A 26,369-nucleotide genomic window follows, 5' to 3' on the forward strand; every position below is an offset into this window, starting at 1 on the left:
CGACGGGAATAGATTTCGTCGCGCCCCGTCTGCCCATTACACTGACAGCCCATGGGGCCGGGGCCTGACCATGCATGACCTGGATGAACAACAATGGCGCGAACTGCTGCAAAGCCTGCGGCGCTTCGCCCTGTGGCTGACCCGCGAAAGCGGCAGTGCCGACGACCTGGTCCAGGCCACCGTCGAGCGTGCGCTCACCCGCAGCGGTCAACAGCGAGAGGAACAGAACCGGCGTGCCTGGCTGTTCACCATCCTCTATCGGCTGTTCCTCGACGGCAAGCGCCGCGATCGCCTGCACTCGCGCTGGCTGAACTGGTTCGGTCGCGGCGGGCAGGCCGAGGAGCCGCTGGGCTACGAGACCGAGAGCATCGTGCTGGCCCAGGCCGACCTGCAGGCCTTCGCCCGCCTGCCCAGCGAACAGCGCGCGCTGTTGCTGCTGGTCAGCGTCGAGGGCTTGAGCTACAAGGAAGTCGCCCAGGCCCTGGATATACCGATCGGCACCGTCATGTCGCGCTTGTCGCGCGCCCGTGCCGCGTTGCGTGAACTGACCGAGGGCAAGCCATCGTCCCCGGCCTTGCGGAGACTGAAATGACTCGCCTGATCCCCACCGAGCAAGAGCTGCACGCCTTTGTCGACGACCAACTGGAGCCTGTACGCCGGGCCGAGGTCGAGGCCTGGCTTGCGGCCAATCCGGAGCAAGCCACGCGGATCGAGGCCTGGCGCAGCGATGCCCGGCGCTTGCGCGCGGCGCTCGCCGGTTTCAACGACATGCCCCACAACCCGCAACTGGAACTCGCCCACCTGCGACGGCGGGTGCGTCAGCGTCGCCAGCAGCGCTTCGCGTCGGCCGCTGTCCTGCTGCTGGCGTTGGGGCTTGGCGGGCTAGGGGGCTGGCAGGCACGTGAATCGACGATGCTGGCAGACGATTTGCCGATGGCCGACGCGGTGCAGGCACACAAGCTGTTCGCCGATGCCACGGCCCTCGATGTCCAGGCCGATGACCCTGCGCAGTTGCAGTCGTGGCTGGGGCGGCATTTCAACCGGGTCGGCCAGGTGCCGGATCTCAGCGGATACGGCTTCCAGCCTGTGGGTGCACGCCTGCTGGCCAACGAGGACGGCCCGGCGGCATTGTTGGTGTTCCAGGACAAAAAAGGCGAACGCATCAGCCTGTTCATGCGCTCCCCAGGCGGGCGCTACGACCAGATGCCCAGCGGGCAGCGCGTCGATGGGCAGCTCGAGGCGCGCTACTGGTCCCATGGTGACTACAACTTCGCCCTGGTCAGTGCGGCAGACGATGCTCGCGCGGAACAGGTCAGGAGGACCTTGGGCGTCAGTCTCTAGCGACGATTTCCAGGGGAGGCGAACTTTCATTTGAAAGCGCTATGCTTGGCCCATGTCCAGCACACCTGCCTTGCGCCAGCCTTGCCCTCCCGGCGCCTGTGATTGCGGGCGCGAGCAGTTGCACGCGCACCCACCCCAGGCCCAACGCATTCTTCTGCTCAACCGCCAGGAGGAGAAGCGCCTGCTCGAGCGCCTGGAAAACCTCCAGAGCCTGGAAGACCTGCAGCGCCTGCAGTCACGCCTCTACGAGCAATTGGGCATTCGCGTGCATATCGCACCAGGCTACAACGAGGTGCGTACCATGCGCGGCTTCGTCATCGAGCTGGACGACCAGCCGGGGCTGTGCCGCAAGACCCGCCAGTCGATCCCAGCCGCCATTCGCAAAGGTCTGGAGCGCAATCCGGAAGTGGCCTTCCGGCTGCTCGATGCCCACGACCTGCTTGGCGGTGCCTGAGTCTCAGCGCATCGCCGCCAGCTTGATGCCAAACCCGACCAGACAAGCACCGGCTAGCCGCTCGAGCAGATTGGAGACCCGCGGGTTGGCGCGCATGCGCTCGGCCAGGTGGTGGGTCAGCAACACCGCGAACAGGCCGTAGAGAAGGGTCAGCCCGGCGACCGTCACCGCCATGAAGGCGAAAGTGATGAAGCCCTGATGCTGTACCGGATCGATGAACAGTGGGAAGAAGGCCATGTAGAACATGATCGCCTTGGGGTTGAGCAGGGTGATCATCATGGTCTGGCGCAGGTAGTGGCCGCTGTCCATGCGGCTTTCACGCGGCGCAGTGCCGGGCTTGCTCAGCACCATGCGCAGGCCGAGCCAGGCCAGGTAGGCGGCGCCAGCCCACTGCACGACGTGGAAGGCGGCCGGGTAGGCGGCGAGCAGGGTGGCGACGCCTGCAACGGCCAACCACATCAGCACCTGGTCGCCGAGGATCACCCCGAGGGTCGCCGCCAGCCCGCCCTTGATCCCGCCCTTGCCGGTAGCGGTGATCAGGGCGAAGTTGCCGGGGCCGGGAATGGCCAGGAGGACGATGAAGGCGATGACGAAGGCGCCGTAGTCGGTTACGCCGAGCATGGGAAAGTTCTCCTGGGGGAATGCCAGGATATATGCCACGTTCCGCCCGCCTTGCATAGCGGCCCATCATGAATGCGCTGGAACCTGCAGAAGCGGATCTTGCCGGTCAGAACGTCGCCTTTACCTGCAGCCCGACGACCAGCGCGTTGTCGATCGCTTCGCCGGAGAAGGCGCCCGGCTCGATGATGTACTGCACATCCGGGCGCAGGTTCAGCCATGGCGTGGCCTGGTAGCCATAGCTGAGTTCGATCAGTTGCTCGGCGCTGTCCAGGCCGGGGAAGTCACGTCCGGCATCCAGCGCGGTGTTTTCCAGCAACTGACGGCTGCGCGGATTCGGCACCGCCCGCCCGTAGCCCAGCGCCAGGGTGTCGCGTGGTCGTCCTTCGAATGGCTTGTACAGCACCACACCGGCGCCATACCAGCGAGTGAAGGGCGAGGCGGCCTTGCTCGACGCTGAATATTGGCCGAACGCATGCAGGCTGCGACCCGCAGAGGCTGGGTCGTTCCACAGCGCCTGGTCGACCAGCAGGTAATGGCCACTGCGTCCGGCCACGTCCTGGTCGCTGCCGATGCGCTTCACGTTGGAGCTGTCGTAGTAGTAGCCCAGCTTGTACTCGCCCGGCCGTTCGCCCTGCACCTTGTAGACCAGCTCCACAGGCACCACGGTGCCGGTGCTGTGCTTGGGCCCCAGGTGCCAGGCGCGGCTGGAGTTGCCGTTGCTCTGCGGATCGACGTTGAAGGCCGCCACGCGCAGTTGCCAGGAGGGCGAGAGATCGTATTTGACCCGGGCGCCGAGGTGCGCGTTGGGGTAGTTGGTCCAGCCGCTGCCACCGGACATGTTCAGCGGGTGGCCGCAGAAGCCGGCATTCATGAAATTGCACAGGATGCCGCTGTCCAGGCCGCCGAGGTCGTTGCCCATGGCCATGTAGCCGAGCTTGAGGTTCAAGGCCGGAGTGAACAGGCTGCGCTCGTAGCTCAGTTCGGTGAGGCGGGTATACAGGCCGCCGTAGTTCTCCTGGATCGGCAGACGGTTGCCGACCAGGTCTTCAGAGGCGCTGTTGCCGCGGCGGTCGTTGACGGTGAGCTGGACCTTGCCGCCGTTGTCCAGGCCATACAGTTTCGACAGGTCGAATTGCACGCCCAACTTGAGGTTCTGCGAATAACGCGCCGAGCGGTGCAGGCCACCGTGGGCGTTGTAGGCGGTCTCGCCGCTGTAGTCGCCGGTGATGTGGATGCCGTCTTCTTCCAGTTGCTGGCGCAGGCCGCCCCAGTCACCGGTCAGGGTATTGTCGGCGGCGAGCGAAGCGGTGCTGGTCAGGGCGAAGACAAGAGGGGTCAAGCGAAAAGCGGGGGACATTGCAGGGTCTCGGATGGTCTGTGAGGGCCCCTTCGCGTGCAGGCCGCAGCGACTTGCATGCGAAGGGAGCAACGCGGTCTATGGCAAGGCGTACGAAATCACATAGTCGCCACGGTCAGTCGACTGTCGCGCGCCACCGGCGGTGATCACCACGTACTGCTTGCCGGTCTTGGGCGATACGTAGGTCATCGGCCCGCCCTGGCTGCCGACCGGCAGGCGCGCCTTCCAGATCTCGTTGCCGTTGCTGCTGTCGTAGGCACGCAGGTAGAAATCCTGGGTACCGGCGATGAACACCAGGCCGCCTTGGGTGGACAGCGTGCCGCCCAGCGTTGGCAGGCCGATCTTGATCGGCAGGTGCATGCGGATACCCAGGGGGCCGGTGTCCTCGACGGTGCCGACCGGCACCTGCCAGGCGATCTGCCGGGTCTTCATGTCGATCGCGGTGAGGGTACCGAACGGCGGCGCCTGGCAGGGGATGCCGGCCACCGACAGGAAGCGGTTCTTGTTCACCGCGTAAGGCGTGCCCTTGAGCGGCACGGCACCCATGCCAGTGTTCAGCGCCTCGCCACCGGAGGCTGCCTGGCCACTGTTCTGCGAAGGGATCATCTGGATCCACAGGCCCAGGCGCATGTCGTTGACGAAAATGAAGCCGTGCACCGGATCAGTCGAAAGGCTGCCCCAGTTCATGCCGCCCAGCGAGCCGGGGAAGCTCAGCGACAGGTCAGTGCCGGGGGCGGTGTACAGGCCGTCGTAGCGCATCTTCTTGAAGTCGATGCGGCACAGCAGTTGATCGTACGGGGTGGCACCCCACATGTCCGACTCGGTCAGGGTCTGCGCGCCGATCTGCGGCATGCCGACGGATTTGGGCTGGGTCGGCGAGTAGGGCTCGTTGGGGATGTTGCTCGGCTTGACCGGTACTTCATCGACCTGGGTCAGCGGTGTACCGGTGGCGCGGTCGAGCACGTAGATCTGCCCGGCCTTGGTGCCGATCACGACTGCCGGCACCGTGCTGCCGTCGTCTTTGGTGAAGTCGATCAGGCTTGGCTGCATCGGCAGGTCGAAGTCCCAGAGATCGTTGTGCACGGTCTGGTAGACCCACTTCTGGTTGCCGGTGGTGGCGTCCAGGGCCAGCACCGAGGCACCGTAGGTGTGGTCGAGCTTGCTGCGCTCCACGCCGTAGATGTCGGTGGAGGAGGAGCCCATCGGCAGGAACACCGTGTTCATCGCCGGATCGTACGACATCGGCGCCCAGCTGTTGGGGGTGCTGCGCACGTAGGTACTACCGTCGGCGGGGGCGTTGCGGTCCTGCGGATTGCCCGGATCGAAGGCCCAGCGCATCTGCCCGGTCATTACATCGAAGCCGCGCAGTACGCCGCCGGGCATGTCGGTCTGGACGTTGTCGGCGACCCGCCCGCCGACCACCACAGTGGTGCCAGCCATCAGTGGCGCCGAGGAAAGCTGGTAGTAGGAGTCCGGGACATCGCCAAGGCCGGCCTTCAGATCGACCTGGCCGTTGTTGCCGAAGCCTTCGCAGAAGGCGCCGGTGTCGGCATCCACCGCGATCAGGCGACCGTCGATGGTGTTGGTCAGCAGGCGGCGCTGGCAGTTGGCGCCCGCCGGCAGCGCGGCAACGGTGATCGGCGAACTGTGCGGTTGGGTCGGCTGGACGATTGGCGCGGTGGCATCGAAGTAGGCCAGGCCACGGCAGCGCTGCCAGACCTTGGATTGCGCGTTGATGGCGTTTTTCCAGAGCTCCTTGCCGGTGTCGGCATCCAGAGCGATCAGGTTGTTGTGCGGGGTGCAGATGAACACCTTGTCGCCGACCTGCAGCGGGGTGAGCTGGTCTTCGGCGCCATTGCCGTCGCTGATCGCGACATCACCGGTGTGGTAGGTCCAGGCCACCTTGAGCTTGTCGACGTTGGCGCGGTTGATCTGGTCCAGCGCGGCGAAGCGGCTGCCGCCTTCGGTGTTGCCGTAGTGCGCCCAGTCCTTCTGCTCTTTGCCCGGCTCCACGGCGGTCAGGCCAGGGCCGTTGCCGGTCGGTGCGACGCTGGGGTGAGCGACGAACATATTGCCTGCGGCGATGGCCAGTACCACTGCCAGTGCTGCAGCCAAAGCATAGGCGCGTCGGCCGCTACTGCCGCCGTTGGCACGCACCAACAGGGGATAGACCAGCGTGACCACCAGGCCGATGGCGCCGAACATGAACAGCCGCGAGAACAGCGGCCAGAACACCAGGCCTGCATCGGCCAGTGCCCAGATAACGGTGCCGAGCAGGAACACGGCGTAGAGCCATGCGCCGACAGGCTTGCGACGGGCGATGAGCAGGCCGGCGATGGCCATCGCCAGGCCGCCGATCAAGAAGTACCAGGAACCGCCCAGACCGACCAGCTTGACGCCGCCTGCGGCCAGGAGCAGACCGAGCAGGGCGATGATCACGCCCAACCCGACCAGGAGGAATGTGGAGGCGCCAGAAGCGCGGGGTGTGTCGTTCATGCCAAGGATCTCGCAGGTGAAATGCGTGAAGTCTAAGCCCTTAGCAAGCTAATTAACAAGTTAGTACATTTTATTCGGTGACGGATTGTCGCAGGCGCTTACAAGCTTTTCTTCGGGAAAAACCAGTAATCCAGCGGCTAAATGTAGCTAACTTTGGGCGAACGACATTGCTTAAACATTCGACCAACGTCGCATGCGCAAGGTCGCATTACGTCGAAATCAGCGCTTGAGTTCGTGTTGCTTGCGGTAGGCACCCGGCTGCATGCCGATCGCTTTTGCGAATGCTCGGGTGAAGGCCGCCACGGATTGATAGCCCGCCTGGGCGCCAACCTGTTCCACGGTATTGCCTGCGCGCAGCAACTGGCAGGCATGGCGCATGCGCAAGGCCAGCAGCACCTGGCCCGGCGACTGCCCGGCGAGTTCGTTGAAACGCTTGAAGAACGCCGAACGCGAAAGCCCGGTGCAGGCCGCCATGCTCTCCAGCGACCAGCTCTGGCCCGGGTCTTCGATCAGGCGTTCGAGCAGGCCGGCAAAGGCCGGCTGGCGGGCGAGGGCGATCAGCCCGCCCAACGATTGGCCGCCATTTGCCTGCTGGCGCAGCACATAGAGGAACAGCAGGTGGGTCAGGCGTTCGAGCAACGTCTGCGACGGTGTCGGCTGGCGGCGGCACTCTTCCAGGATCAGTTCGAACAGTGCTCGCGCGGCGCTGCCGGCCGGATCGTTGGCCCGCAGCAGGATCCAGTCGGCCAGCCCTTCGACGATCAGCGACGACAGCCCCGACTGGAACTGGAAGAACCCGCACACCAGGCCCACGCCATCCCCTGCGTCGAGTTCCAGCGCTTGCATGGTGCGCCGCGGCTGGGCGCAGGCATCGACGGGGTCGGCGTCGCTGGAGAGCCTGTAGGCCAGGTCGCGCAGCAGAAACACCGCATCACCGCTGTCCAGGCGGATCGGCTCCGGTTGCCCGTCGATGTGCAGCCAGCAGTGCCCCTGAACCACCAGGTGGAAGCTGGCCCGGCCCATGCCCTGGGTGCTGGCGTGCCAGCCGCCGCAGTAGCGGCCGACATGAAAGAGGCTGGCGTCGAGCTCCAGGCCCTCTAATAACCAATCGACAAGGTGGCAGGACGAAATCATCTAATGCAAAGACTCAGGAGCAAGGAAAGGCGACTGATGAATATGGATGCTATTTCTTATAACCAACAGACTGTATGGACACACATCAAAGGAGACTACTCCATGTCCTCGCGCGTTACTCTACACACTCTGCAGAGCGCCCCGGAAGCGGCACGTCCCTTCCTTGAAAACGCCCAGAAGAATTCCGGCTTCATCCCCAACCTGCTGGGCATTCTCGCCAACGCCCCGGCGGCCCTGGAAACCTACGTCACGGTTTCGGCCCTCAACGGCAAGTCCGAACTGACCCTGGCCGAGCGCGAAGTGGTGCAACTGATCGCCGCCACCCAGCACGGTTGCGACTTCTGCGTTGCCGGCCACACCGCCGTGGCCCTGAACAAGGCCAAGCTGCCGCAGGAGGTGGTCGATGCCCTGCGTGCGCGTGGCGAGCTGCCTGATGCGCGCTACGAAACCCTGGCCGAGTTCGCCCGTGAAGTCATCGCCACCCGTGGCAATGTCAGCGATGCCACCTATCAGGCCTTCCGCGATGCAGGTTTCAGCGAAGGCAATGCCCTGGAAGTGATTCTGGGCGTGAGTCTCGCAACCCTGTGCAACTTTGCTAATGTGTTCGCCCAGACGCCGCTCAACGACGAGTTGAGCAAGTACCGCTGGCAGCCTTCGGCGTAATCCACGCCTGGTGCCGGCGCGCCGGCGTTTTCAAAGGAGTAGGGACATGCTTGATTCTGCATTTCGACAATGGCTGGATGCCAATGCCGAGGCAATCGACCAGGGCCAGTGCGACCCGCACCTGGTGCTGGCCCATATCGCCGAGTCGCAGTTGCTGCGGGTTGGCGTCGATCCGGCACTTGGCGGCTCGGGCGGTGACGTCACCGACGCCGTAGAGGCCATCGCCGCCATCGCCAGCCGCTCGCTGGCCTCGGCCTTCGTCTGCTGGGGACAGCGGGCCTTCATCGAATACCTGCTGCACAGCCCCAACCAGGCCTTGCGCGAGCGGCTGCTGCCAGACCTGCTGACCGGCGAACTGGCCGGCGCCACTGGCTTGTCCAATGCCATGAAGTTCCTCTCCGGTATCGAGGCCCTGCAAGTGCAGGCGCGTACCGAGGGCGAGGGCTGGACCCTTGAAGGCCGCCTGCACTGGGTGACCAACCTGCGCAAGAGTGGCTTCGTGGTAGCGGCGGCGATCGAGGCTGAAGCGGGCCAGGCACCTTTCGTGATGGCGATCCCGTCCAGCAGTCAGGGCCTTGAGCGTTCCGACGACCTGCAACTGATGGGCCTGCAGTCGAGCAGCACCGCCGCGCTGGCGTTCCACCAGGTCGCCCTGGACCGCACTTGGCTGTTGCACGAGAACGCCCGCGAGTTCCTGCCTCGGGTGCGGCCGGCATTCCTGGCGCTGCAGTGCGGCATGTCCATCGGCCTGACCCGTCGCGCCCTGGATGAAGTGCGCGAACACCTGCAAGGGCGCGGTTCGTTCCTCGCCGAAGCGGAACAGGTGTTGCGCGAGCGACTGGAGAATACCGTCGGCGAGCTCAAGCAGGGCCTGCTCGACGGGCGTTTCCTCAACCAGCCCGCGGCACTGTTCAAGCTGCGCATCACCCTGGCCGAAAGCGCCGCCGATGCGGTGCAGATGGAGCTTCAGGCCAGCGGCGGCAAGGCTTATCTCACCGCCTACGGCGAAGGCTTCGCCCGGCGTTGGCGCGAGTCGGCCTTCGTGCCGATCGTCACGCCGAGCCTGGTGCAACTGCGCGCCGAACTGCAACGCCAGGCGGCGAACGTATGACCGACGTGTTGCTCGAAGCCCGCGCCATCAGCCTGGGTTACCCCCGCGAGGGCGGCTGGCAGGCGGTGCTGGAACAGTTCGACCTCAAGCTCTCGCCGGGTGAAGTAGTGACCATCCTCGGCCCCAGCGGTGTCGGCAAGTCCAGCCTGCTCCGCGTGCTGGCCGGTCTGCAGCAACCTGGTGGTGGTGCGGTGTTCCTGCACCGCGAGCCCCTGCAGGGGCCGCACCCGCGTCTGGCCGTTGCCTTCCAGGATCCAAGCCTGCTGCCCTGGCTGAGCCTTGAAAAGAACGTTGCCTTTGGCCTGGACTTCGCCCGTCAGCCTGCGCTGGCGGCGGCCGAGCGTCGTGCCCGGATCGACCACGCCATCGAGGCAGTGGGCCTGAACCATGCGCGCAGCCAGTACCCGGCGCAGCTGTCGGGCGGCATGGCCCAGCGCACGGCGCTGGCCCGTTGCCTGGCGCGCCAGCCCGAAGTGCTGCTGCTGGACGAGCCCTTCGGTGCTCTCGATGAAGTGACCCGCGCGGACATGCAGCAACTGCTGCTGCAACTGATCGCCACCCACAACACCGCGGCGGTGCTGATCACCCACGATATCGACGAAGCCCTGCTGTTGTCCGATCGCGTGCTGCTACTGGGCAACCACCCGGCGCGCACCCTCGGGCAATGGCACATCGACCTGCCGCAGCCGCGCGCGCAGCGGGTCGAGGAGCTGGGCGCGCTGCGCATCGAGATCCTGAAAACCCTACGGCAGGCGAGCCGCCCCACCTCAACATCTTCTTCCCCCCTGTCGTCGGAGCCTGCCCATGTGCATGGATGATTGCTGCTCTTCCACGTCGCGTCGCGATTTCATCAAGCTCAGCGCCATGCTCACCGCCGCCGGCGCCTTGCCGATGCTGTCGAGCCTGCAGGCGCGCGCTGCCGCCGAGCCGGACGCGCCGGTACGCATCGGCTACCTGCCGATCACCGACGCCACGCCCTTGCTGGTGGCGCACAACAATGGCCTGTTCGAGGCCGAAGGCATCAAGGCCGAGCGTCCGGTACTGCTGCGCAGCTGGGCGCAGGTGATCGAAGCGTTCATCTCCGGGCAGGTCAACGTGATCCACCTGCTGTCACCGATGACGGTCTGGGCCCGCTATGGCAGCAAGGTGCCGGCCAAGGTCGTGGCCTGGAACCACGTCGGTGGCTCGGGCCTGACCGTTGCGCCGGACATCACCGACATGAAACAGCTCGGTGGCAAGACCGTCGCCATTCCGTTCTGGTACTCGATCCACAACGTGGTGTTGCAACAGATGCTCAGTGACAACGGCCTGACGCCTGTGTCCAAGCCTGCCAACGCGCAACTGGCGGCCAACGAGGTCAACCTGCTGGTACTGCCGCCTTCGGACATGCCGCCAGCGCTCGCCAGCAAGCGCATCGCCGGTTACATCGTCGCCGAACCCTTCAATGCCCTGGCCGAGAATCTCAAGGTCGGGCGCGTGCAGCGCTTCACCGGCGATGTCTGGCGTAACCATGCATGCTGCGTGGTGTTCATGCACGAGCATGACCTGAACAATCGTCCGGAGTGGTCGCAGAAGGTGGTCAACGCCATCGTCAAGGCGCAGCAATGGACCCGCGATCACCGCGCCGAGGCCGCTGCGTTGCTGTCCAAGGCCGGTCCCAACAAATACACCCCGCACGAGCCTGCGGTGTTGACCAAGGTCCTGGCGCCTTCGGCCGAAGACCGCGCCGGCTACATCGCCAGCGGTGCGATCCAGCATCAGCAGTGGGACGAAAAGCGCATCGACTTCCAGCCGTACCCGTTCCCCAGCTACACCGAGGAGCTGGTCAAGCGTTTGAAGAACACCCTGATCGAGGGCGAGAGCGGCTTCCTCGCCGGGCTGGACCCGGCGCAGACCGCGCGCGACCTGGTGGACGACCGCTTCGTGCGCAACGCCATCGCCGCCGTGGGTGGCCCGTCGGTGTTCGGCATCGCCGACAACTTCGAGCGTAGCGAGGAGTTCGCGGTCTGATGCGCAAGCATGTCGTACATGGCGCCCTGGGCCTTGCCGGGCTGGCGGTGCTGTTGCTGTTGTGGTGGGCGGGGGTGCAGGTGTTCGGCGAGGCCGACGGCCTGTCGGCGCGTTTCTCGCCCCAGGCGACGCTGGAGAGCCTGGTCGAGCTGCTGGGCCATGGCGAGGTCTACGGGCACATCTGGGTGAGTCTCAAGCGTATTCTCATCGGCCTGCTGCTGGCCCTGCTGATCGGGGTGCCGCTGGGTTTGCTGGTGGGCAGCTACCGGCATCTGGAGGCGGCGACCACGCCGGCGTTCCAGTTCCTGCGGATGATCTCGCCGCTGTCGTGGATGCCGGTGGTGGTGATGCTGATGGGGGTGGGCGATCAGCCGATCTACTTCCTCCTGGCGTTCGCCGCGCTGTGGCCGATCCTGCTCAACACCGCCGCAGGCGTGCGTCAGCTCGACCCGCGCTGGTTGCAGTTGTCGCGCAGCTTGAGTGCCACGCGCTGGGAAACCCTGTGCAAGGTGATCATCCCTGGGGTGATCGGCCATGTGCTGACTGGCGTGCGCCTGGCGATCGGCATCCTGTGGATCGTCCTGGTGCCGTGCGAGATGCTCGGGGTCAGCGCGGGCCTTGGGTACTTCATCCTCGACACCCGTGACCGCCTGGCCTATTCCGAGCTGATGGCGATGGTGCTGCTGATCGGTGTGCTGGGCTTCATGCTCGATGCCCTGGCGCGCGGGCTGCATCGGCGCTGGGTGCATGCCTGAGGTTGTTGCTGGCGCCCGCGGGTTGGGCGCCGCACACCGGGCAGCGCCCCACCTGTGGGGGCGCTGACGGTCAGCGTGTGACGCGGGCCTTGCGCCGCCGCACTTCTTCTCGCACCGCCGGAATCACCCAGCGTCCATAGTCCACGGTGTCGTACAGCGGGTCGTAGCCACGGTTGAGGAAGGTGGTCACGCCCAGGTCGACATAGTCGAGCAGGGCCTGCGCCACCGTTTCCGGTGTGCCGACCAGCGCGGTGGTGTCGCCATAGGCACCGACCGCGGTCGCGGTCGGCATCCACAGAGCACGATCATGCCGGTCTGCACGTGCTGCAGCAGCGAGCAGGCGCTCGGAGCCGGTGCCCTTGATGCGCTTGCTCCAGGGGCTGTCGGCGGCGAACTGTGGGTTGGCCTTGATCTGCGCCAGGATCTGCTCCGCTCTCTGCCAGGCCAGCTCCTCGGTGGCGCCGAGGATCAGGCGTACCGACAGGCTTACCCGCGGCGCCGCCACCCCGGCGCTGCTGGCGGCCGCCTTGAGCTTGGCGATCTGCTCTGCCACGCCACTCAACGGCTCGCCCCACAAGGCGTAGAGGTCGGCGTGCTTGACCGCGATCTGGTAGGCGATGTCCGACGAGCCGCCGAACGAGATCGGGATGTGCGGCTGTTGCAGCGGCTTGACCGGCGAGAACGCGCCCTTGATGTTGAAGTAGCGCCCCTCGAAATCGAACGGCGCTTCGGCGGTCCAGGTGCGGCGGACGATTTCCAGGTATTCGTCGGTGCGCTGGTAGCGTTCGGTCTTGTCCAGCAGAGTGTCGCCTTCCTGGGGTTCGGCGGTGATCCCGGTAATCGCGTGCAGACGGATACGCCCGCCGCCGGTGGTGTGGTCGAGGGTGGCGAAGGCGCGCGCCGCCACGGTCGGGGCGGTGAGGGCCGGGCGGTGTGCGATCATGAAGCCCAGGCGCTCGGTGTGAGCGGCGGCGTAGGCGGCGATCTGCAAGCTGTCGGCGCTGCCGGGGCCGCTGGCGATCAGCACCCGGTCGAACCCGGCGTGCTCGTGGGCGCGGGCATGATGACGAATGAACGGCAGGTCGAAGTCGGGCGTGCGTACGCCGCGGGTCTCGGACCACTGGCGGGGAAAGATCATACCGACGAATTCGATGGACATGGCAAAGCCTCCCGGGTGTGGGGTTGAGGGTCAGAACTGGTAATCGACCTGTGCCAGCAGGGTTCGGCCCGGCATGGGTTGCAGGAAGGTGTTGGTGGAGCCGGCCAGGCCGCTGACGAAATTCAGCTCATCGGTGACGTTGAGCATGCGCAGCGTCACCCCCCACTGCGGCTGGCGGTAGTACACGGCCAGGTCGAGGTTGTATTCGTCGGGCACCTTCACCGTCTTGCTCAGGTTCAGGTACCAACTGCTGGTCCACCAGCCGGACAGCTCCACGCCAAAGCCTGAGTCGAAGCGATAGTCCACATAGGCCCCGGCGTTGTACTCGGGGATCTGCACGGCATCGAACTTGCCCGAGGGGCGCTGGTTGAGGCTGTTGTTGTCGCCGAACACGGTGCCGTTGTCGGGAATGAATCCGGCAGAGGCGAAGCCGGCCTGGCTGGTGAACTCGTTGTAGGCGCTGATGCGGCTGAGATTGAGGCCACCGCGCAAGTGTTCGTCCTGGTAGCGCAGCGTCGCTTCCAGGCCTTTGACGATCAGCCGGGCGATGTTGTTGTTGCTGTCCGGCGCCTGGTCGCGGGCCTGGCGATAGGCCGCCAGGGTCAGGAACAACTGGTCGGGCACGGCTTCGACCTTCAGCCCAAGCTCGTGCAATACGCTCAGGCTCTGGAACGCCAGGGGGTTGAGCTGGTTGGCGCCGGTGCCGCTGCCCCAGCCCAGGCCGTTGGTGAAGAAACCGGTGTTGACCGCCAGCGAGCGGTCGAAGGTGTAGTACAGGGTGCTGTTGTCGGTGGGCTTGACGTAGGGGCTGACCTGGACCGAGAACAACCGGTAGTTGTTTGCGTCCTTGCGCTGGCTGGCGCCATTGACCACGAAGGGGTTCTCGATGCGTGCGTCGATCCAGCTGCGGCTGGCGCCGATGTTCAGGCCTGCACGTTCGCCCAGGCGCAAGTTGTGCTGGCTGAACAGGGTCTTGGTGGTCCAGGTGCTGTCGGCGGTGTAGGGTGCGATGGATTCGGCGTACAGGCCATGCCCGGCTGGATACATGGCCGGCAGGTTGAGCCAGCCGTAGAGGTCGGAGAACTGCGCCACACCGGGCTGGCCGATCCAGGCCGCGTTGCCCCCGACGGGGTTGCGACCGGCGAGGCCGAGCAGGTCGCCGGGGTTTTTCAGGCGCGGGTCCTGGGTCAGGTCGTAGGCGTTGATGGTCGAGCCGAAGCTGTTGTTGGCGGCGATCGACTCGTTCGACTCGCGGCGATAGATCAGGCCGCTATTGCTGTCGTCGACCAGGGTCAGGCCGCCGAGCTGCCATTGCCCGCGGGCACGGAAATCGAAGCGGTTGTCGAAGATGTCGTCCTTGCCCTGGACCTGGAAGGCGCCTACCGCATCGGTGGTGTCGGTGGAGTGCTGGTAGAAGGTGCTGTTGGCCAGGGTGATCGACGGTGTCAGCTCCCCTTCGATGCGCAGTTGCGTGGTGAAGCGTCTTGAGCGGTTCTCATCCTGGGCGCGCTGGCCGGTCTGCGACGACAGCGAAGTCAGGCCGTTGCCTGCCAGCGACGGGTCGTAGACCCAGCCGCGCAGGCTGCCGGGGTTGGCCTGGGTGTTGGGCGAGGCGCCCTGGAAGCTGCCGTTGACCACCGAATACTGCCCTTGGGCATTGCGCTGGCGTTGTACCCAGCCCAGCACCTGGGCGTCGCTGGCACCGGAGGACAGCACCGGCGACCACAGCGTATTGCCGTTCTGGATGATCGGTGTGGCGCGGCCGGCGTAGTACTTGCCGTGGTCGACCAGGTCCTGGGTGGCGCGGTTCCAGCCGTGGGTGATGTTGTAGTCGTAGTAATCGTCGTAGGCGGCGTTCCAGTCCACACGCACATGGTCGTTGCGAAAGGCCAGGGCGCCGTAGAAGGCGTCGAAGTTGTTCTCGACGTTGTCGTAGAAGTCTTCCTGGCGCTGGCGGGTGATGCTGACCCGGTAGGCGAGGTTGTCGCTGATCGGGCCGGTGTTGTCGATGCTGAATTTGGTCGCATCGCGCGATTCGCCGTCGGGGATCCAACTGCCGATTTCACCGGAGAGCTTGGTGCGAAAACGTTCGAAGTCGGGCTTCTTGCTCAGGTAGTTGACGTAGCCGCCGCTGCCGCTGACCGAGCCGTAGGTGACCGACGTGGGGCCGGCCACGATGTCGGCGCCCTCATAGGCGTTGAAGTTGGCAGGGTGGCGTACGCCATAGGCGCGCTGGCCGTCCTGGAACACTTCACTGTTCTGGCCGCGCATCTGCGGGGCGATACCGGCGTTCTGGCCGCCGCCGCGGGTGATGCCGGGGGCGTACTTGACCAGGTCGTCGGCACTGCGGATCGGGTCGCGAGCCAGTTGCTCGGCGTTGACCTGGGTGACCGAACGTGGGGTGTCGAGCACCTTGGCTTCGAGGCCGCCGTAGATCGATGAGGGTGGGCGAGTGGGCAGGGCGTCGTCGTCGGGTTGTTCGGCCTGGACGGTAACGGTTTGCAGGACCGTGTCGTCGGCCAGCAACGGGGTGCTGGCCAGGGCCAGCAGGGCGAATGCAGGGTGCAGGGCTGCGCGGGGCATGGAGTGGGCCTCGTTCGGGTAAGGTGGAATGGAGGTGGGGCGCAGCCGCGCCTGCGGTTGTTTTTGGGGTTATGTGGGGGGTGTGCCGGCCCTATCGCGGGACAAGTCGGCGCGCCAAACCGCCGCTCTCACAGGTACCCCGTGGTCTGGGAGATCGGTGGGGTATCGGTGGGAGCGGCGGTTCGGCGCCCCGACTTGTCCCGCGATAGGGCCGGCCCAGACAGCGCGTGATCATGACTTGAGCCACAAACTTTCGAACCGCCAGGTACTGAACAGCGAGCGCTCCGGCTGCGCCCCGCCGACGCGGTTGCTGACGCTGTCGAGCAGGTCGGCGTAACCCCAGATCAGCATCCCGCCGCGCTGGTACTGGATCTCTTGCGCGCGGTGCACCAGCACTTTGCGCTTCTCCAGGTCCGGCTGGGCCATGGCGGCGAGAAACGCCTCGCTGAATTGCGCGTCGTGGAAGTGGGTCTTGTTGGCCACCGCGAACGGCGCATCGGTATGGATGGCGCTGGCCAGGAACGGCGCACCGATGCTGCCCCCGGTGCTCAAGGTCCAGTCGTCGCGCTGCGGCCCCTGGAACGTTGCCAGGTCAACCTGGCGCACCTTGAGGGTGACGCCGATGCGTTTGGCCTGCTCGGCCAATACCAGCGCCGAGGCGAGCCCCGGCCCGGGTGTCGTCACCAGCTCCACCTCGAGCTGTTCGTGGCCTGCCTCGCGCAGCAACTGCGCGGCCCGCTGCGGGTCGTGCGGCCGCGGGCCGAGGGCGTTGTTGAAGGTTGGGTCGAAGGGGGCGTACAGGTCATTCGCCACGCGACCCTGACCGTTCAGCGCACGGCGTACCAGTTCCTCACGGTCAGCCAGCAGGCGGAAGGCCTCGCGTACCCGTGGGTCGTCGAACGGCGCCTTGGCGGTGTTCATGTCGAACGACAGCCAGTTGCCACTCACCGACTTGAGCAGGGTCAGCCGCGGGTCGGCCTGCAGCACCTGCAGGTGCTCGGTGGACATGACGTTGGCCATGTCGATCTGCCCGGCGCGCAGGGCCGCCAGGCGCCCGGTCTGATCCTTGAAGTCGATGATCTCCAACTCGTCCGCGTAAGGCTTGTTCGGCTTGAAGTAGTTGTCGAAACGGGTGAACAGCGAGCGTTGCCCAGGGGTAAAACTCTTGAGCTTGAACGGCCCGGCGCCGACTGGATTGCTGACCGGATGGTAGTCCACCGGCACGATGCCGCCGAAATTGACCCAGGTCTCGGGCAGCGGCAGGTAGCTACGGCCTTCGCGAAAACGCAGGCGCACGGTGCGCTCGTCGAGCTTCTCCAGATGGTCACGATCGACCCAGTGCAGCAGCGCCGCATAGGGCGAGGCCAGTTGCGGATCGGTGAGGCGGCGGATGGAGAAGATCAGGTCGTCGGCATCGATGGTCTTGCCATGGTGGAACTCCAGGCCCTGCTTCAGGCGCAGGGTCCAGCCGCTGGCATCGGCGTTGGGCTCGGCGAACTCGGCCAGGGCCAGGCGCGGCTGCATCTGCTCGTCCCATTCCCACAGTTTGCTGTACAGCGCAAAGCCTCGCACGATGCCGCTGCCGATGGGCTTGTGGGCGTCGAGGTTGCCGCTCTGGTTGCCGTCGATGATACCCAGGCGCAGGCGCCCGCCGTGGCGTGGCGGGTCGGCGACTGCGGTGGCCGGGCTGTCGCTGGGGCCGCAACCGACCAACAGCCCGCCCGCCAGCACGCCGGTATGGCCGAGGAAGCTGCGCCGGCTCAGGGGGTAACCGTCCCTGGTCATGGGCTCAGGCTCCGTTGGCCGCGTGCAGTTGCACGGGCGTTTCAGGCAGGCGGGCGAGGGCGGCGCGCTCGCCACGGAAGTGCGGCAGGATGTGCTCGCCGATCCGATAGGCCTCTTCCAGGTGCGGGTAGCCGGCGAGGACGAACAGGTCGACGCCGATGGCGTTGTACTCGCGGATCCGCGCCACCACCTTCTCGTAGCTGCCGACCAGGGCGCAGCCGGGTGGGATGCCGATGTAGCCGAAGCCGGTCCAGACATTGGGATGGATGAAGAAGTCGTCGATGCCGGGGGTATCGCCCTTGTCGGTAAAGCCTTGCTCGTAGCTGAGCTTGCGTGCCGTGCGCAGGCCAGCGTGGGCGGCCCTGGCCTTGACCGCGCCCTTGGCGATGCCTTCGTCGAAGAAGCGCTGCGCCTCGGCGCGGGCCAGGGTCTCGGTCTCGCGGGCGATCACATCGATCGACAGGCCGAAGCGGATGTCGTTGCGTCCGTACTTCAATGCGCGGGCGCGGATGTCGGCGATCAGCGCGGCGATTTCGTCCGGGTGCTCGGCGCGCATCAGGTAGAAGTCGGCATGCTTGGCGGCGAACTCACGCGCCGCGACCGACGAGCCGGCGGTGCAGATCAGCGGCAACTCGGCCTTCTTCAGCGGCCCGCGCAGGCCACCGCCGTCGGCGTGGTAGTACTTCCCGTCATAGTGGAATTGCTCGTTGTGCCAGTAACCCCTGACGACATCCATGAACTCGGTGGCGCGCGCATAACGGTCATCGTGGCTTTCGTAGTCGCCGACCTGGCGCTGGATCGCGTCCGAGCCGCCGTTGATGATGTTCCAGACCAGGCGGTTGCCGGTGGCTCGCTGGTAGGTCGCCGCCTGCTGCACCGCGACCCAGGGCGTGTAGTGATAGGGCTGGAAGGCTGTGACGAACTTCAGTGTCCGGGTCTCGCGGGCCAGCAGCGAGCACACCGTCCAGGGCTCCTCGCCGCTGGGGGCGTTGACCATCAGCGCGCCGCCGAAGCCGTTGATCTCGGCGGCGCGGGCCACCTGGCCGAGGTAGTCGATATAGGTGAAGTGATCACCCACGGCGAACCCCGATACCGCGCCGGTGCTCGGCCCGCCCGGGTGCCAGTCGCCGCGGTTGCGGCTGTCGCCGGGAAGAAACTGCGTTTCGCCATGCAGTGGCAGGCGGGTAAAGAACTCGATGCTCATGCCGGGCCTCCTTTACTGGACTGTGGGTTTGCAGATCGGGGTGATGGCTTCGCCGTTGATGACTTTGTGGGCGAAGGGGATCGAATCCTTGAGCGAGGCGTTGACGGTCTCGCTGTGGCCCAGGCCTTTGTACAGGTGGCCTTCGACGATGGAGCCGGCATCGCAGGCGTCCTGCATCAGCTTGGCCTGGCTGGCGGCGGTGGGAGTCTGGTCCTCGGCGCCGGTGCCGATGAAGATCGGCTGCGCCAGCTTCAGCGTCGGGTAGGAGACCTGCGCCAGCCATGGCTTGAGCTTGTCGCCCTGGTAGTCCTTCTTGGAGTTGGCGGTGGTAAGGCCGGTACCGACCACGTCGCTGACCAACGATGACAGGCAGCTGCTGCGGGCCTGCTCGAACAGTGGCAGCGCCTTGTCGGTGTAGTGATCGCGAGGGTCGATGCTCGGGTCGTACTGCTGCGCGGCGAGCAGGGTGTAGAAGCCATAGGCCAGGGATGGGTCGACCTTGTTGTTGTCCTGTTCACCGACGTTCTTCGAGCCGACGGTGTAGATCACTCCGGTGCCGATGCTGCCCCTGACGCCCAGCTCCGGCGCGTAGGTGGCGGCATAGGCGCCTGCGGCGAAGGCCCCGGCGCCGCCCTGGGACTGGCCGACGATCAGCACCTTGTCGGCCAGGCCCGGCACGCCGTGCACCACGGCACGCGCGGCGTCGAGGATGCCGAAGGCGGCGGTGCGGTTGTTCAGCAGTGGGTGGCCACCGGGCACGCCCAACCCTTGGTAGTCGGTGGCGACGATGGCGAAGCCCTCCTTGAGCCAGCGGTCGAGGTATTGCACGTCACGGTAGGAGCGCCCGGCCCAGGACGGCGCGCAGATGTCGGCAACGCCGACCGTGCCGTGGCCCCAGCTCAGCACCGGCCAACCGCCGGCGGGTGCCTTGCCTTTGGGGATGAACAGCGCCCCGGAAACCACGACCGGGGTCTTGCCGTCGCGTCCGTCCAGCGAGCTGTAGAGAATCCGCTGGGCGCTGGCGGCGCTGGGCAGGCTGAGCGTCTGCTCCAGCGGCTCGCTGCGCAGCAGCTTGCCGGGGGCGGCGGGGATCGCTTCGCTCCAGCTGTAGAACGCCGAGACACGGCCGTCGCCTTGCTGCGGGTCGGGCTTGGGGGCGTAGGTCGGGGCGGCCAGGGCGCTGATCGAAAAGGCCAGGGCGCTAAGGCTGAAAACGAGGGTGGCAGGCAGTTTCATGGACGGGTCTCTTTTCGGAAATTCAGGGTTGTTTGCTCAATTGCGTGGCGACCGCAGGCCAGTAGCCGGTGAGCTGCAGGTCTTGCAGGGCCTGGCGGGTGAAGTGGGTGGCGAGGTCGTGGCGAATGTCGTAGGGCGTGCGGATCAGCCGGTTCTCCAGGGCGTAGCGGGCCAGGGCCTGGTAATGGGCTTCGAGCTGGGCGTCGGTCTTCGGTGCCCAGCGGTCTTTCCAGGCCACCGGGTCGTCCTGGTCATCGCGGCGCAGCACGCTTTCGGCAATGCCGGCGCGAGAGGAGAGCTTGTAGTAGGCGTCGCGGTTCTCTGCCTGGGAGATCCACCAGGCGGCCTTGACCCAGGCAGTGGCGACCAGTTGGGTGAGGTCGGGGTGCTGCTCGACGAACAGGTCGGTGCCGAACAGGTCGGAGACCAGGCGCCAGTCGTTGGCGCCTTGCTTGGTCGACCAGAGAATGCGCGCCACGCCTTTGTCTTCCAGGGCATAGGCTTCGTTGAGCAGCACGGCGGCATCGACCTTGCCGGCGGACACCGCGGCGGCGCCAACCTGCGGGTTGAGGTTGGCGATCTTGAAGTCGGCCAGGCTCAGGCCCTGGCTGTGCAGGAAATTGCTGAAGGCGAACTCCCACGGACGGCCACGGTGCAGGGCCAGGCGCTTGCCCTTGAGGTCCTGGATGCTGCGCACTGGCGAGTCGGTGGGCACGACGAGGTAGATGTTGTTGCCGCTGCCACCAGGCACGACCAGCTTGCCCGGCACGCCACCGGCACCGGCGATCACGGTCGGCAGGTCACCGCGCACGGCGAAGTCCAGGCTGTTGTTGCTGAAGCCCTCGTTGATCTGCGGGCCGGCGCCGGCGTGGGGCAGGGCGACCCATTCGAGCTTGACGCCGCGCTCGGCCAGTTGTTGTGCCAGCCAGCCCTCTTCGATGACCCGGCCAGGGATGCCGCCGAATACCGGCGCGCCGCCCTGGGTGAAGGCGACGATGGCGATGCGCACGGCGGGCGGGGCTTCGGCGGCGATGGTGGAGAAGCTCAGTAGCAGGCCGGTGAGCAGGGCCAGGGCGTGACGCCAGGGGTTGTTCATATGCGGCTCCAGGAGGTGGTGGTGCGGTCGGGGCTGCGGTGCAGCCCATCGCGGGGCAAGCCCGCTCCCACAGGTACCGCGCGGTTCTCAGGACCTGCGCTGAACCTGTGGGAGCGGGCTTGCCCCGCGATGGCCGCACAGCGGCCCCAACCACCAACAGGGTGTTACCTCCCCTTGAGCGAAATGCATGCCAGCACCGGCCCGGATCCGCTCCAGCCCCGGTGGCACTAAGCCTTCAGCCCTGCGACCCAGAGCCCTCGCGATGGCCTGGCTGCTGATCCCTGCGCAGGCTATTGCTGGCCCGTTGCTGCTCCAGCAGCAATCGAGGTGTTGATTTTTTCAATATGTCAATTTCGAATATATAAATATTTATTAATAATTTTTGGGTCTAAATTTATTCGTGCACTATGAGGGCGCGCTTCAACTGCCAGGAATGCATCATGTCGCTGATCACTCACCCCAATGCCCGAGAGCTGACCAAGTCGGTACGTGCCACCGTGCTCGTCTTCAAGGACCCACGCTCGCAGGAGCTGCTCAGCCGCATCGAGCGCCTGGCCCCGAGCGAGGCCAACACCCTGATCATCGGCGAGACCGGCACCGGCAAGGAGCTGGTTGCCCGCCACATCCATCACCTGAGCCGCCGTGGCCGCGAGCCGTTCGTAGCGGTCAACTGCGGCGCTTTTGCAGAAACCCTGGTGGAGAGCGAACTGTTCGGCCACGAAAAGGGTGCCTTCACCGGCGCAACCTCGAACAAGGCCGGCTGGTTCGAGGCCGCCAATGGCGGCACGCTGTTTCTCGATGAAATCGGTGACCTGCCGTTGAACATGCAGGTCAAGCTGCTGCGCGTACTGCAGGAGCGCGAGGTTGTGCGCCTGGGCTCACGCACGCCGATCCCGATCAACGTGCGGCTGGTGGCGGCGACCAACGTCAACCTGGCCGACGCGGTGGTGGCCGGGCATTTTCGCGAGGACCTGTTCTACCGTCTGCACGTGGCGACCATCCGCCTGCCGCCACTGCGCGAGCGTCCTGGGGATATCCTGCCGCTGGCCGAATTCTTCATCGAAGAGCACTGCCGACGCCTGGGCTATGACCGCGCGTCACTGAGTCTCGAGGCTGAGCGCAAGCTGCTGGCGCATAGCTGGCCTGGCAACATCCGCGAGCTGGAAAACGCCATCCATCATGCGTTGCTGGTGTGCAGGCAGCAGGTGGTGGCACCGCAGGACCTGCACCTGGTGGACATGCGCCCGCAGGCGGTGTTGCCGGGAGAAGTGGCCGTGACGGCGGGATTGCCAGCAGCGGCAGCGGCGCCGGTGAGCCTGGAAAGCGCACTGCTTGCACTGTTCGAGCAGAACGTGCCGAACCTGTACGAGCATATCGAGGAGACGGTGTTTCGCGCGGCCTACCGCTACTGCCATGGCAACCAGTTGCAGACTGGGCGTTTGCTCAATATCAGCCGCAACATCGTGCGGGCGCGGTTGGAGAAAATCGGTGAGCTGGGGAAAGCCGGGTAGCCGAGGCTTGCTCGGCATGGGCCGCGGGGTGCCTGAGCACCCCACGCAGCCCGCTTAGCCTTCGTAGCCCAGATTCGGCGCCAGCCAGCGCTCGCTCACGCTGACATCCTGGCCTTTGCGGGCGCTGTAGCTGTCGATCTGGTCCTTCTCCACCTTGCCGACGGCAAAGTACTGCGCTTGCGGATGGGCGAAGTACCAGCCGCTGACCGCCGCCGCCGGGAACATCGCGAAGTGCTCGGTGAGGAACACGCCGCTGGGGCCGGTTTCGCCGATGGCCGTGCCATCGAGCAGGCGGAACAGGGTCTCTTTCTCGGTGTGATCCGGGCACGCCGGATAGCCCGGGGCAGGGCGGATGCCGCTGTACTGCTCCTTGATCAGCGCATCGTTGTCCAGTTGCTCGTCCTTGGCATAACCCCAGTAGTCCTTGCGCACGCGCTCGTGCAGCCATTCGGCGCAGGCCTCGGCCAGGCGGTCGGCCAGCGCCTTGACCATGATCGAGCTGTAGTCGTCGCCCTTGTCCTGGTAGGCCTTGGCCACTTCCTCGGCACCGATGCCTGCGGTGGTGATGAACCCGCCCACATAGTCGCTGATGCCACTGTCCTTCGGTGCGACGAAGTCGGCCAGTGACCAGTTCGGCTTGCCGTCGGGCTTGATGGTCTGCTGGCGCAGGTGGTGCAGGGTGGCCAGCGGCTTGCCGTCGTCGCCATAGACTTCGATGTCGTCATGCGCGACCTGGTTGGCCGGCCAGAAACCGAACACCGCGCGGGCGCTGATGAGTTTTTCACTGATCAGCTTCTCGAGCATGTCGCAGGCATCCTGGTACAGCGCGGTAGCCGCTTCGCCGACCACCTCGTCGGTGAGGATGCGCGGGAACTTGCCCGCCAGGTCCCAGGAGATGAAGAACGGCGTCCAGTCGATGTACTTGGCCAGTTCGCGCAGGTCGATGTCCTCCAGCACCTTGACGCCGGTGAAGGAGGGCACTGCTGCCTGGTAGTTGGCCCAGTCGTACTGCGGCTTGGCGGCGATCGCCTGCGCGTAGCTCAGGCGCTCGGTGCGGGCGCTGCGGTTGGCGGTGCGCTCGCGCACTTCCACGTACTCCTGGCGGGTCTTCTCGACGAAGCCAGGCTTGAGCTCCTTGGACAGCAATTGCGTGGCCACGCCCACGGCGCGCGAGGCGTCGGTGACGTAGATCACCGCGTCGTTGGCGTACTTGGGTTCGATCTTCACCGCCGTGTGCGCCTTGGAGGTGGTGGCGCCGCCGATCATCAAGGGCAGGTGGAAATCCTGGCGCTGCATCTCGCGGGCGACGTGGACCATCTCGTCCAGCGACGGGGTGATCAGGCCGGACAGGCCGATGATGTCGCAATTCTGCTCGCGGGCGGTCTGCAGGATCTTTTCGGCGGGGACCATCACGCCCATGTCGACGATGTCGTAGCCGTTGCAGCCCAGCACCACGCCGACGATGTTCTTGCCGATGTCGTGCACGTCGCCCTTGACCGTGGCCATGAGGATCTTGCCCTTGGCTTCGGGCTTGTCGCCTTTTTCGGCCTCGATGAACGGGATCAGGTGGGCCACCGCCTGCTTCATCACCCGCGCGGACTTGACCACCTGGGGCAGGAACATCTTGCCCGCGCCGAACAGGTCGCCGACCACGTTCATGCCGCTCATCAGCGGGCCTTCGATGACTTCGATGGGGCGCGCCGCTTGCTGGCGGCACTCCTCGGTGTCTTCGACGATGTAGGCGGTGATGCCCTTGACCAGCGCGTGTTCCAGGCGCTTGTCCACGGGCATCGAGCGCCACTCTTCGTTTTCCACTTCCTTGGCCGCGCCGCCACCCTTGTAGTCGTCGGCGATGGCCAGCAGGGCGTCGGTGCCTTCGGGGGTGCGGTTGAGCACCACGTCCTCGACCTTCTCGCGCAGTGCCGGCGGGATCTCGTCGTAGATCTCCAGCTGGCCGGCGTTGACGATACCCATGGTCAGGCCGTTCTGGATGGCGTGGTAGAGGAACACCGAGTGGATCGCCTCGCGCACCGGGTTGTTGCCACGGAACGAGAACGACACGTTGGACACGCCGCCGCTGGACAGCGCGTAGGGCAGGTGGTCACGGATGTAGGCGCACGCCTCGATGAAGTCGACGGCGTAGTTGTTGTGCTCCTCGATGCCGGTGGCGACGGCGAAGATGTTCGGGTCGAAGATGATGTCTTCGGGCGGGAAGCCCACTTCGTTGACCAGGATGTCGTAGCTGCGCTGGCAGATCTCGCGCTTGCGCGCGGCGGTGTCGGCCTGGCCGACCTCGTCGAAGGCCATCACCACCACGGCGGCGCCGTAGCGCTTGCACAGCCGGGCGTGATGCTTGAACTGCTCGACGCCTTCCTTCATGGAGATCGAGTTGACGATGCCCTTGCCCTGGATGCACTTCAGGCCCGCTTCGATTACCTCCCACTTGGAGGAGTCGATCATGATCGGTACGCGCGAGATGTCCGGCTCGCCGGCGATGAGGTTGAGGAAGCGGACCATGGCGGCCTGGGAGTCGAGCATCCCTTCGTCCATGTTGATGTCGATCACCTGGGCGCCGGCCTCGACCTGCTGCAGGGCGACCTCCAGGGCTTCGGTGTAGTTTTCCTCGCGGATCAGCCGGGCGAACTTGGCGGAACCTGTGATGTTGGTGCGCTCGCCGACGTTGACGAACAGCGACTGGCGATCGATGGTGAACGGTTCCAGGCCCGACAGACGGCAAGCCTTGGGGATGTCCGGAATGGCCCGTGGCTTGTACTTGGCCACGGCCTCGGCGATGGCCTTGATATGCGGCGGGGTAGTACCGCAGCAACCGCCGATGATGTTGAGGAAACCGCTGGCAGCGAACTCCTCGACCACGGCGGCCATTTCCGCCGGGGTTTCGTCGTATTCGCCGAAGGCGTTGGGCAGGCCGGCGTTGGGGTGCGCGGACACGTGGGTGCCGGCCTTGGTCGACAGTTCTTCCAGGTACGGACGCAGGTCCTTGGCGCCCAGGGCGCAGTTCAGGCCGACCGAGATCGGGTTGGCATGGCGCACCGAGTTCCAGAAGGCTTCGGTGGTCTGGCCCGACAGGGTGCGGCCGGAGGCGTCGGTGATGGTGCCGGAGATCATGATCGGCAGTTCGATGCCGTCATCCTCGAACACCTGCTGCACGGCGAAGATCGCCGCCTTGGCGTTGAGGGTGTCGAAGATGGTCTCGATCAGGATCAGGTCGGCGCCGCCTTCGATCAGGCCGCGGGTGGCCTCGATGTAGTTTTCCACCAGCTCGTCGAAGGTGACGTTGCGGTAGCCGGGGTCGTTGACGTCCGGGGAAATGGAGCAGGTGCGGCTGGTCGGGCCGAGCACGCCGGCGACGAAGCGCGGGCGGTCGGGGGTTTCGAGCGTCTTGGCGTCGGCCACCTGGCGGGCGATGCGCGCGCCCTCGACGTTGAGCTCGTACACCAGCGCTTCCATGCCGTAGTCGGCCTGGGAAATCTGCGTGGCGTTGAAGGTGTTGGTCTCGAGAATATCGGCGCCGGCGTCCAGGTAGGCCTTCTCGATGGCGGCGATGACATCGGGCTGGGTGAGCAGCAGCAGGTCGTTGTTGCCTTTAACATCGCTTGGCCAATCGGCGAAGCGCGTGCCACGATAGTCGTCTTCCTCGAGGCGGTAGCTCTGGATCATAGTACCCATGCCGCCGTCGAGAATCAGGATGCGCTCCTTGAGGGCATGCTGGAGTGCTTGGAGACGAGCGCTGCGGTCGGACATGAGAACTACCTGGTCGGACAAATAACGGAAGTGCGGAATAATAACAAAGCTGCACGGATTTTAGGCGCATCGCCCGGTCTCATGAATTTGA

General features: G+C 65.6%; 20 protein-coding genes. 9 read left to right on the forward strand and 11 right to left on the reverse strand.

Annotation, left to right across the window (positions count from 1 at the left end; genetic code table 11):
* Positions 1 to 70 precede the first annotated feature (70 nt).
* The 3 genes from VA602_RS05650 to VA602_RS05660 are packed head-to-tail and all read left to right on the forward strand — an operon-like array spanning position 71 to position 1,795.
* Positions 71 to 592 carry a sigma-70 family RNA polymerase sigma factor gene (locus VA602_RS05650; protein WP_054890858.1) on the forward strand — a complete coding sequence of 174 codons (522 nt, stop codon included), beginning with the start codon at positions 71 to 73 and terminating at the stop codon, positions 590 to 592.
* Positions 589 to 1,341 carry an anti-sigma factor family protein gene (locus tag VA602_RS05655; protein WP_323452724.1) on the forward strand — a complete coding sequence of 251 codons (753 nt, stop codon included), beginning with the start codon at positions 589 to 591 and terminating at the stop codon, positions 1,339 to 1,341. The genes VA602_RS05650 and VA602_RS05655 overlap by 4 nt, the downstream gene beginning before the upstream one ends.
* A gap of 52 nt (positions 1,342 to 1,393) precedes the next feature.
* Positions 1,394 to 1,795 carry a hypothetical protein gene (locus VA602_RS05660; protein ID WP_054890856.1) on the forward strand — a complete coding sequence of 134 codons (402 nt, stop codon included), beginning with the start codon at positions 1,394 to 1,396 and terminating at the stop codon, positions 1,793 to 1,795.
* Between the two features lie 3 nt (positions 1,796 to 1,798).
* Here VA602_RS05660 and VA602_RS05665 read toward each other — a convergent pair whose 3' ends face one another.
* From VA602_RS05665 to VA602_RS05680, 4 genes are all read right to left on the reverse strand, one after another.
* Complete coding sequence (locus tag VA602_RS05665; RefSeq protein WP_151924831.1) at positions 1,799 to 2,416, reverse strand: LysE family transporter; 618 nt, start codon at positions 2,414 to 2,416, stop codon at positions 1,799 to 1,801.
* Positions 2,417 to 2,522: 106 nt separating this feature from the next.
* Positions 2,523 to 3,773, reverse strand: coding sequence for a carbohydrate porin (locus VA602_RS05670; protein WP_323452725.1), 1,251 nt, complete (start codon positions 3,771 to 3,773; stop codon positions 2,523 to 2,525).
* Between the two features lie 78 nt (positions 3,774 to 3,851).
* Positions 3,852 to 6,269 (reverse strand): glucose/quinate/shikimate family membrane-bound PQQ-dependent dehydrogenase, encoded by a 2,418-nt coding sequence (locus VA602_RS05675; protein WP_323452726.1) that lies wholly within the window; start codon positions 6,267 to 6,269, stop codon positions 3,852 to 3,854.
* Positions 6,270 to 6,488: 219 nt separating this feature from the next.
* Positions 6,489 to 7,403, reverse strand: coding sequence for an AraC family transcriptional regulator (locus VA602_RS05680; RefSeq protein ID WP_323452727.1), 915 nt, complete (start codon positions 7,401 to 7,403; stop codon positions 6,489 to 6,491).
* Positions 7,404 to 7,505: 102 nt separating this feature from the next.
* On the opposite strand from VA602_RS05680, the gene VA602_RS05685 reads away from it, so the two are divergent.
* From VA602_RS05685 to VA602_RS05705, 5 genes are read left to right on the forward strand one after another with little or no spacing between them, the layout of a single operon-like run.
* The gene (locus VA602_RS05685; RefSeq protein WP_323452728.1) at positions 7,506 to 8,066 is read left to right on the forward strand and encodes a carboxymuconolactone decarboxylase family protein; all 561 of its coding nucleotides are present in this window, start codon (positions 7,506 to 7,508) and stop codon (positions 8,064 to 8,066) included.
* Between the two features lie 46 nt (positions 8,067 to 8,112).
* Complete coding sequence (locus VA602_RS05690; protein WP_054890850.1) at positions 8,113 to 9,177, forward strand: acyl-CoA dehydrogenase family protein; 1,065 nt, start codon at positions 8,113 to 8,115, stop codon at positions 9,175 to 9,177.
* A complete protein-coding gene (locus VA602_RS05695) occupies positions 9,174 to 9,995 on the forward strand; it encodes an ABC transporter ATP-binding protein (protein ID WP_323452729.1) in 822 nt (273 codons plus the stop codon). The genes VA602_RS05690 and VA602_RS05695 overlap by 4 nt, the downstream gene beginning before the upstream one ends.
* Positions 9,982 to 11,187 carry an ABC transporter substrate-binding protein gene (locus tag VA602_RS05700; protein ID WP_153773820.1) on the forward strand — a complete coding sequence of 402 codons (1,206 nt, stop codon included), beginning with the start codon at positions 9,982 to 9,984 and terminating at the stop codon, positions 11,185 to 11,187. Before VA602_RS05695 ends, VA602_RS05700 begins: the two co-directional genes overlap by 14 nt.
* Entirely contained in the window at positions 11,187 to 11,942 is a 756-nt protein-coding gene (locus VA602_RS05705; protein WP_054890847.1) for an ABC transporter permease, read from the forward strand. Before VA602_RS05700 ends, VA602_RS05705 begins: the two co-directional genes overlap by 1 nt.
* Positions 11,943 to 12,012: 70 nt before the next feature.
* Here VA602_RS05705 and VA602_RS05710 read toward each other — a convergent pair whose 3' ends face one another.
* The 6 genes from VA602_RS05710 to VA602_RS05735 form a co-directional block, all read right to left on the reverse strand.
* On the reverse strand, positions 12,013 to 13,101 hold the full coding sequence (locus tag VA602_RS05710) for an LLM class flavin-dependent oxidoreductase (RefSeq protein WP_323452730.1): 1,089 nt from the start codon (positions 13,099 to 13,101) through the stop codon (positions 12,013 to 12,015).
* 30 nt (positions 13,102 to 13,131) lie between these two features.
* Complete coding sequence (locus tag VA602_RS05715) at positions 13,132 to 15,684, reverse strand: TonB-dependent receptor plug domain-containing protein (protein ID WP_323452731.1); 2,553 nt, start codon at positions 15,682 to 15,684, stop codon at positions 13,132 to 13,134.
* Positions 15,685 to 15,915: 231 nt separating this feature from the next.
* Positions 15,916 to 17,469 (reverse strand): ABC transporter substrate-binding protein, encoded by a 1,554-nt coding sequence (locus VA602_RS05720; RefSeq protein ID WP_323452732.1) that lies wholly within the window; start codon positions 17,467 to 17,469, stop codon positions 15,916 to 15,918.
* A 4-nt stretch (positions 17,470 to 17,473) separates the two neighbouring features.
* Positions 17,474 to 18,673 carry an LLM class flavin-dependent oxidoreductase gene (locus tag VA602_RS05725; protein ID WP_323452733.1) on the reverse strand — a complete coding sequence of 400 codons (1,200 nt, stop codon included), beginning with the start codon at positions 18,671 to 18,673 and terminating at the stop codon, positions 17,474 to 17,476.
* A 12-nt stretch (positions 18,674 to 18,685) separates the two neighbouring features.
* Positions 18,686 to 19,909 carry a lipase family protein gene (locus VA602_RS05730; protein WP_323452734.1) on the reverse strand — a complete coding sequence of 408 codons (1,224 nt, stop codon included), beginning with the start codon at positions 19,907 to 19,909 and terminating at the stop codon, positions 18,686 to 18,688.
* 22 nt (positions 19,910 to 19,931) lie between these two features.
* The gene (locus tag VA602_RS05735) at positions 19,932 to 21,005 is read right to left on the reverse strand and encodes an ABC transporter substrate-binding protein (protein ID WP_323452735.1); all 1,074 of its coding nucleotides are present in this window, start codon (positions 21,003 to 21,005) and stop codon (positions 19,932 to 19,934) included.
* A gap of 440 nt (positions 21,006 to 21,445) precedes the next feature.
* On the opposite strand from VA602_RS05735, the gene VA602_RS05740 reads away from it, so the two are divergent.
* The gene (locus VA602_RS05740) at positions 21,446 to 22,516 is read left to right on the forward strand and encodes a sigma-54 interaction domain-containing protein (RefSeq protein ID WP_112898426.1); all 1,071 of its coding nucleotides are present in this window, start codon (positions 21,446 to 21,448) and stop codon (positions 22,514 to 22,516) included.
* A gap of 54 nt (positions 22,517 to 22,570) precedes the next feature.
* Here VA602_RS05740 and metH read toward each other — a convergent pair whose 3' ends face one another.
* On the reverse strand, positions 22,571 to 26,278 hold the full coding sequence (gene metH, locus VA602_RS05745) for a methionine synthase (RefSeq protein ID WP_323452736.1): 3,708 nt from the start codon (positions 26,276 to 26,278) through the stop codon (positions 22,571 to 22,573).
* Positions 26,279 to 26,369: the final 91 nt, after the last annotated feature.

The organism is Pseudomonas machongensis (assembly GCF_034961125.1).
In the GTDB taxonomy this organism is placed as follows: domain Bacteria; phylum Pseudomonadota; class Gammaproteobacteria; order Pseudomonadales; family Pseudomonadaceae; genus Aquipseudomonas; species Aquipseudomonas machongensis.

What these genes read in the sequence shown, in the direction of transcription:
- VA602_RS05670 (WP_323452725.1), bottom strand. Translation starts at nt 3,773, where the DNA reads ATGTCCCCCGCTTTTCGCTTGACCCCTCTTGTCTTCGCCCTGACCAGC.
- VA602_RS05660 (WP_054890856.1), top strand. Translation starts at nt 1,394, where the DNA reads ATGTCCAGCACACCTGCCTTGCGCCAGCCTTGCCCTCCCGGCGCCTGT.
- VA602_RS05655 (WP_323452724.1), top strand. Translation starts at nt 589, where the DNA reads ATGACTCGCCTGATCCCCACCGAGCAAGAGCTGCACGCCTTTGTCGAC.
- VA602_RS05735 (WP_323452735.1), bottom strand. Translation starts at nt 21,005, where the DNA reads ATGAACAACCCCTGGCGTCACGCCCTGGCCCTGCTCACCGGCCTGCTA.
- VA602_RS05685 (WP_323452728.1), top strand. Translation starts at nt 7,506, where the DNA reads ATGTCCTCGCGCGTTACTCTACACACTCTGCAGAGCGCCCCGGAAGCG.
- VA602_RS05740 (WP_112898426.1), top strand. Translation starts at nt 21,446, where the DNA reads ATGTCGCTGATCACTCACCCCAATGCCCGAGAGCTGACCAAGTCGGTA.
- VA602_RS05720 (WP_323452732.1), bottom strand. Translation starts at nt 17,469, where the DNA reads ATGACCAGGGACGGTTACCCCCTGAGCCGGCGCAGCTTCCTCGGCCAT.
- VA602_RS05710 (WP_323452730.1), bottom strand. Translation starts at nt 13,101, where the DNA reads ATGTCCATCGAATTCGTCGGTATGATCTTTCCCCGCCAGTGGTCCGAG.
- VA602_RS05675 (WP_323452726.1), bottom strand. Translation starts at nt 6,269, where the DNA reads ATGAACGACACACCCCGCGCTTCTGGCGCCTCCACATTCCTCCTGGTC.
- VA602_RS05705 (WP_054890847.1), top strand. Translation starts at nt 11,187, where the DNA reads ATGCGCAAGCATGTCGTACATGGCGCCCTGGGCCTTGCCGGGCTGGCG.
- VA602_RS05665 (WP_151924831.1), bottom strand. Translation starts at nt 2,416, where the DNA reads ATGCTCGGCGTAACCGACTACGGCGCCTTCGTCATCGCCTTCATCGTC.
- VA602_RS05730 (WP_323452734.1), bottom strand. Translation starts at nt 19,909, where the DNA reads ATGAAACTGCCTGCCACCCTCGTTTTCAGCCTTAGCGCCCTGGCCTTT.
- VA602_RS05725 (WP_323452733.1), bottom strand. Translation starts at nt 18,673, where the DNA reads ATGAGCATCGAGTTCTTTACCCGCCTGCCACTGCATGGCGAAACGCAG.
- VA602_RS05695 (WP_323452729.1), top strand. Translation starts at nt 9,174, where the DNA reads ATGACCGACGTGTTGCTCGAAGCCCGCGCCATCAGCCTGGGTTACCCC.
- VA602_RS05680 (WP_323452727.1), bottom strand. Translation starts at nt 7,403, where the DNA reads ATGATTTCGTCCTGCCACCTTGTCGATTGGTTATTAGAGGGCCTGGAG.
- VA602_RS05700 (WP_153773820.1), top strand. Translation starts at nt 9,982, where the DNA reads ATGTGCATGGATGATTGCTGCTCTTCCACGTCGCGTCGCGATTTCATC.
- VA602_RS05650 (WP_054890858.1), top strand. Translation starts at nt 71, where the DNA reads ATGCATGACCTGGATGAACAACAATGGCGCGAACTGCTGCAAAGCCTG.
- VA602_RS05690 (WP_054890850.1), top strand. Translation starts at nt 8,113, where the DNA reads ATGCTTGATTCTGCATTTCGACAATGGCTGGATGCCAATGCCGAGGCA.
- metH (WP_323452736.1), bottom strand. Translation starts at nt 26,278, where the DNA reads ATGTCCGACCGCAGCGCTCGTCTCCAAGCACTCCAGCATGCCCTCAAG.
- VA602_RS05715 (WP_323452731.1), bottom strand. Translation starts at nt 15,684, where the DNA reads ATGCCCCGCGCAGCCCTGCACCCTGCATTCGCCCTGCTGGCCCTGGCC.